At 63.2% G+C, this 5,903-nt stretch carries 4 protein-coding genes, 2 tRNA genes and 1 pseudogene; 5 read left to right on the top strand and 2 right to left on the bottom strand.

Going from position 1 to position 5,903, the window contains the following annotated elements; translation table 11 throughout:
* The 5 genes and pseudogenes from IV088_RS24555 to IV088_RS24535 all read left to right on the top strand — a co-directional run.
* Positions 1 to 761: oxepin-CoA hydrolase, alternative type (locus tag IV088_RS24555; RefSeq protein WP_291107235.1), on the top strand; the 761-nt coding region annotated here is incomplete at its 5' end.
* A 117-nt stretch (positions 762 to 878) separates the two neighbouring features.
* Positions 879 to 1,598, top strand: a complete 720-nt coding sequence (locus tag IV088_RS24550) for a Crp/Fnr family transcriptional regulator (protein WP_291107233.1) — start codon at positions 879 to 881, stop codon at positions 1,596 to 1,598.
* Between the two features lie 34 nt (positions 1,599 to 1,632).
* Positions 1,633 to 2,718, top strand: coding sequence for a phosphotransferase family protein (locus IV088_RS24545; protein ID WP_291107230.1), 1,086 nt, complete (start codon positions 1,633 to 1,635; stop codon positions 2,716 to 2,718).
* 50 nt (positions 2,719 to 2,768) lie between these two features.
* Positions 2,769 to 4,028, top strand: a complete 1,260-nt coding sequence (locus IV088_RS24540) for an acyl-CoA dehydrogenase family protein (protein ID WP_291107227.1) — start codon at positions 2,769 to 2,771, stop codon at positions 4,026 to 4,028.
* 412 nt (positions 4,029 to 4,440) lie between these two features.
* A pseudogene (locus tag IV088_RS24535) lies at positions 4,441 to 5,304 on the top strand (IS3 family transposase); the annotation flags it as partial.
* Between the two features lie 82 nt (positions 5,305 to 5,386).
* Here IV088_RS24535 and IV088_RS24530 read toward each other — a convergent pair.
* A tRNA-Arg gene (locus IV088_RS24530) sits at positions 5,387 to 5,463 on the bottom strand.
* 63 nt (positions 5,464 to 5,526) lie between these two features.
* A tRNA-Pro gene (locus IV088_RS24525) sits at positions 5,527 to 5,603 on the bottom strand.
* Positions 5,604 to 5,903: the final 300 nt, after the last annotated feature.

Raw genomic sequence — 5,903 nt, 5'->3', positions numbered from 1 at the left:
GCCACAGCCATGGCCAGACCATGGTGCTGACCATCAGCAACCCCGAGCACCGCAACGCCCTCGGGCCCGACATCTACGCCGCTGGCGTGGAAGCACTGAACGTCGCTGAGAACAGCCCTGACGTGCGAAGTGTGGTCATCACCGGGGAAGGCAGCCACTTCTGCGCCGGGGGCAACCTGCAGCGCCTGCTGGCCAATCGTCAGCAGCCGCCTGAGGTTCAGGCACAGAGCATCGAGGGTCTGCACAACTGGATCGAGACCATCCACGTGTTCCCCAAACCGGTGATCGCCGCGGTCGAAGGTTCTTGCGCCGGTGCCGGCTTTTCGCTGGCCCTGGCCTGCGACATGGTGGTCGCCGCGCACAACAGTGTCTTCGTGATGGCCTACAGCAATGTGGGCCTGTCCCCCGACGGTGGCGCCAGCTGGAGCCTGATGCGCGCCCTGCCCAGAGCCACCGCGCTGCAGTTGCTGATGTGTGGCGACCGGATCGATGCCACTCGACTGCATGCACTGGGTGTGATCACGGCGGTGTGCGAGCCGCAGGACGCGCTGCTCGCGGCGTTGGCGCTGGCCGAGCGCCTCAATGCGCGCGCACCCAATGCCATGGCCAGCATCAAGGAACTCGCCAACGACGCCGTCGATGCATCGCTGCACACACAGCTGGCGTCTGAGCGCGACCACTTTGTTCGCAACCTGCACCATGCCAACGCAGGGGAAGGCATCACCGCGTTTCTGGACAAGCGTCCGGCCGTGTACCGCTGAACACCCCGCTTCACCGCGGGTGGACGCCTGCGGGACAGCCACCACGCAAACCCTGATGTGTCGCCATGGTCCCAGTGGTGACAATCTTGAGCAACCCAGTCACTCATAAGACAGCCGATGGATGAACCAATTCTGACAATGGAAGAACGTGAGGCGATCAACAGTGGTCGCTGGTTCTCCAGTCTTTCCCCTTCCCTGCGACACGACATACTTCGATGCGCCTACGTCAAGCGTTTCAAGGACGGCGACCTGATCGTCGCCCGCGGCGAGCCGCCCACCGAGTGGACGGCCGTGGCCAAGGGCGCGGTGCGCGTGAGTTCGACCTCGCTCTCGGGCAAGCAGATCACGCTGACCTATGTGGAACCGGGCGTGTGGTTCGGCGATGTGGCGATGTTCGACGGCGACCGGCGAACGCACGATGCCTACGCGCATGGCGCCACCACCCTGCTCTGTGTCGCCCGCAACGATTTTCAGAAGATCCTCAGCACGCACGTCGAGCTGTACGAAGCGCTGATGCGGCTGCAGGCCAGGCGCATCCGCACGCTCTTTGGTCTGGTGGAAGACCTCAACACCCTGCCCTTGCGCGCCCGACTGGCCAAACAGTTGCTGCACCTCGTGCGCAGCTACGGCGTGCCCTGTCTGTCGGACGGCAACGAGATGCGCATTGGCCTGCAACTCGCTCAGGAAGAACTGGCGCAGTTGCTCGGTGCCTCGCGTCAGCGTGTCAACCAGGAACTCAAGTCGATGGAGCGCGAGGACGCCATCCGCATCGAACAGGGGGGGCTGGTGGTGCGCAACCGCGACATGCTGATGCGCATCGCCGAAGCAGAAACCTGAGCAATCCGCTCCAGCCCCAACCGCCCGCAGCCGCATGACAGATTCTCAAAACTTCACCGGCACGCGGCCGGTGGCCGAGCAACACGCCGTCGACATCGCCACGCTGCAACACTGGCTGGTTCCGCACATGCCTGGCTTCGCCGGCCCGCTGTCGGTGGAGATGTTCAAGGGCGGTCAATCCAACCCCACCTACAAGCTCATCACGCCGCAGCGCGCGTACGTCATGCGCGCCAAGCCCGGCCCGGTGGCCAGGCTGCTGCCGTCGGCGCATGCCATTGAGCGTGAGTTCCGGGTGATGGGCGCGCTGCACGGCACCGGCGTGCCGGTGGCACAGATGCATGTGCTGTGCGAAGACGAGTCCGTCATCGGGCGGGCGTTTTACGTGATGGAGTGCGTGGAAGGCCGTGTGCTGTGGGACCAGTCCCTGCCCGACATGGGCAAAGCTGAGCGAGGTGCCATCTACGACGAAATGAACCGCGTGATGGCGGCGCTGCACAGCGTGAAGCCGGCCGACATCGGCTTGGCTGATTACGGCAGGCCTGGCAACTATTTCGAGCGCCAGATCGGCCGCTGGAGCAAGCAGTACGTGGCGTCCATCACGCAGCCCATTCCCGAAATGGACCGGCTCATGGAGTGGCTGCCCCAGAACATCCCGGCGATGGCGCGTGACGAATCGCTCACCTCGATCGTGCACGGCGACTACCGGCTCGACAACCTGATGTTCCACCCCTCCGAGCCGCGCGTGTTGGCCATCCTTGACTGGGAGCTCTCGACCCTGGGCCACCCGCTGGCCGATTTCAGCTACCACTGCATGGCCTGGCACATTCCGCCGGGCGCGTTTCGCGGCATCGGCGGACTGGATGTGGCAGCGCTGGGCATTCCCACCGAGGCCGAGTACATCGCCCGCTACTGCGAGCGCACCGGCTTCACCACCCCCGACCAGCTCAAGGCCGACTGGAACTTCTACCTCGCCTACAACCTGTTCCGCCTGGCGGCCATCTTGCAGGGCATCGCCAAGCGGGTCGAGGCGGGTACCGCGTCCAGCGCGCAAGCGGTGTCGTCGGCCGCCGGCGCCCGCCCACTGGCCGAAATGGCGTGGCGCTTCGCGCAGCAGGCCTGACATCCCCTCCTCTCTCCGGCCTCACAACCGTCACAGCTCCAAGGAACCTCATGAACTTCGATTACACCGACAAAGTCAAGGGCATGCGCGAACGCCTGCTGGCGTTCATGGACGAACACATCTATCCCAACGAGGGGCGCTTCTTCGCCGAGATCGCAGCCAACCGGGCCCAGGGCAACCCCTGGATTCCCACGACCATCATCGAAGAACTCAAGCCCAAGGCGCGCGCCGCTGGCCTCTGGAACCTGTTCCTGCCGCGCAGCCCTCGTGCACCCGAGGGGCTGTCGAATCTGGAATACGCACCGATGTGCGAAATCATGGGCCGTGTGCCGTTCGCGGCCGAGGTGTTCAACTGCTCGGCGCCCGACACCGGCAACATGGAAACCCTCGAGCGCTACGCCAGCGAAGCACTCAAGGACGAGTGGCTGGAGCCATTGTTGCGCGGCGAGTTCCGCTCGGCGTTCCTGATGACCGAGCCCGAAGTCGCTTCGTCGGACGCGACCAACATCCAGTGCCGCATCGAACGCGATGGCGATGAATACGTGATCAACGGTCGCAAGTGGTGGTCGTCGGGCGCGGGCGACCCGCGCTGTGCGGTGTACATCGTCATGGGCAAGACCAACCCGGATGCGGCTCGCCACTCGCAACAAAGCATGATCGTGGTGCCATCCAGTGCCAAGGGCGTTGAAGTGGTGCGCCCGCTCTCCGTGTTCGGCTACGACGATGCACCGCACGGCCACATGGAAGTGGTGCTGAAAAATGTGCGTGTGCCCGTGGGCAACCTGCTGCTCGGCGAAGGCCGTGGTTTCGAGATCGCTCAGGGCCGCCTCGGCCCGGGCCGCATCCACCACTGCATGCGCTCCATCGGGGCGGCCGAGCGCGCGCTGGAGCTCATGTGCAAGCGCTTGAACAGCCGCGTTGCCTTTGGCAAGCCGGTGTCCGCCCAATCGGTGTGGCACGAGCGCATTGCCGACGCGCGCTGCAAGATCGAAATGGCGCGCCTGCTCACGCTCAAGGCGGCCTACATGATGGACACCGTGGGCAACAAGGTGGCCAAGGCCGAGATTGCGATGATCAAGGTGGTAGCGCCCAACATGGCTTGCGAGATCATCGACATGGCCATCCAGGCCCACGGCGGCGGCGGTGTGAGCGACGATTTCCCGCTCGCCTACGCCTATGCCAACCAGCGCACCCTGCGCCTGGCCGACGGTCCGGATGAGGTGCATCGCCAGTCCATCGCCAAGCTGGAGTTGGCCAAACACATGGCCCTGAAACCCGAGATGGAGATGCCCGTCACCCGCGGTTGCTGATCGCAGGAAGGGGAGGTGAGAGCCCAGCCAGCTGCATCGCCTGGGCGCCCAGGCGCTCCAGCAACCCCGGCGCCAGCACCGCGTCTGCCCTTTGAAGATGCGGACTCACCTGCACACGCAGGTAGCACTTGCCCCGCATCAGCATCATCTATAGTCCGCCCCCCCAAACCGCAGGCTCAACTTGGTGGCGTAGAACGACTCGCGTTTATCTATTCGGCCTGTCGCGGGAACACCCAAGATGCCCCTGGCCTGCATGAAGAAGCCGCACGCCCCAGTCCCGATTAGTGAGAAGGCGTCATATGCGCCGGAAGTCCAGACGGGTCTACAGGAGCGACGAATGGTCGTTTGTGCCATGCTTGACTGCGTGGGCTTCCCCCAGTATCCCGGACACATCCAATGCCTAGGACCCGCAGTGAAGTACGGCTTCATCGCGCGGCATCGTAGTGTTTGGCCTACCCGCACCATGTGCCGGGTTCTGGCGGTCTCCCACAGCGGCTTCTACGAATGGATGGGTAGAGCGCCGAGTCAGCTCAGCCAGGACGACGCCAGGCTCACTCGCCTCATCCGAGAGAGCTTCGAGCTCAGCGACCGCACCTACGGTAGTCCGCGTGTCTGGCACGACCTGCGAGCGCTGGGGGAGAGTTGCGGGATGAACCGGGTCATCCGGCTAATGCACCAGGCCAAGCTGCAAGCCCGCCACAAGCGACGCAGGCTGCCCGGCGATATGGGCAGCAGGCTTGAGAACCACATCGCGCCCAACCATCTGCAGCGCGACTTCGAGGCCAGTGGTCCGAACCAGAAATGGGTGGCCGACTTCACCTACATCTGGACGGCTGAAGGCTGGCTGTATGCAGCGGCGGTGATGGACCTGTACTCACGCCGCATCGTGGGGTGGTCGATGAGCGACACCATGCAGGCCAAGATGGTGAGCGACGCTTTGCTGATGGCGCTGTGGCGGCGTGGCAAGCCCAGCTCGCTGATGCATCACTCGGACTAGGGCAGTCAGTACACCAGCGACGACTTCCAGCAGCTGCTCAAGGCACAGGGCATCACCTGCAGCATGAGCCGTCGCGGTGAATGCTGGGACAACGCCGCGATGGAGAGCTTCTTCTCATCCATGAAGACCGAACGGCTCAGTCGCAAGGTCTACCGGACAAGGGAAGAAGCCAGGTCCGACGTGTTCGATTACATCGAGCGCTTCTACAACCCGGTGCGCAAACACTCAAAGCTAGACTTCCTCAGCCCAGTCGACTTTGAGCAAGGTTTAGTGGGCTAAACAAACCGTCCGGGAAACTGGGGGAAGCCCAATGAATAGCGAGTCAATCTGGGACTTTCCTGGACCTCCTGAAGCGTTTCAATGGCCTGCCCGGAGGGACTCGAACCCCCGACCTGCTGCTTAGAAGGCAGCTGCTCTATCCGGTTGAGCTACGGGCAGACAGATAACCGGCAGCACATAGAAGAAAGGCCCACAGAGTGGGCCTTTTTCTTTTTCGATGAATGGTCGGAGCGGCGGGATTCGAACTCGCGACCCTCTGCTCCCAAAGCAGATGCGCTACCAGGCTGCGCTACGCTCCGACTAAGCCGACAAGTATACCCTGAGAATGAGGCCCATCTTGGGTGTCTCCGCGTTTTTCCGTTGTGGATGCCAAAAATGAGCCGGTTCCCCTTGGGCAGCCAGAAAGGGGTTTCCGGCCTGCCGTGTGCATTTTGAATGCGTGAGAAAGTACGACGAGCGACCCTTGAGTCGATCCTGCTGTGATGTTTGAACGGATCAAGGTAAGCGTCTGGTGATCCCAGGTCCTGAACCGCCCCCGAGAGAATGAACTGACCCCCAGAAGTTGGACGGTCGCGATCCCGCCAATCAGGCGGTGTTTC

The organism is Hydrogenophaga sp. (assembly GCF_018780075.1).
Classification (GTDB): Bacteria; Pseudomonadota; Gammaproteobacteria; order Burkholderiales; family Burkholderiaceae_C; genus Hydrogenophaga.
This window is presented reverse-complemented; position numbering and strand designations above follow the sequence as displayed.

Excerpts from the sequence above, each read along its gene's own strand:
- IV088_RS24550 (WP_291107233.1), top strand. The coding sequence starts at position 879 with ATGGATGAACCAATTCTGACAATGGAAGAACGTGAGGCGATCAACAGT.
- IV088_RS24545 (WP_291107230.1), top strand. The coding sequence starts at position 1,633 with ATGACAGATTCTCAAAACTTCACCGGCACGCGGCCGGTGGCCGAGCAA.
- IV088_RS24540 (WP_291107227.1), top strand. The coding sequence starts at position 2,769 with ATGAACTTCGATTACACCGACAAAGTCAAGGGCATGCGCGAACGCCTG.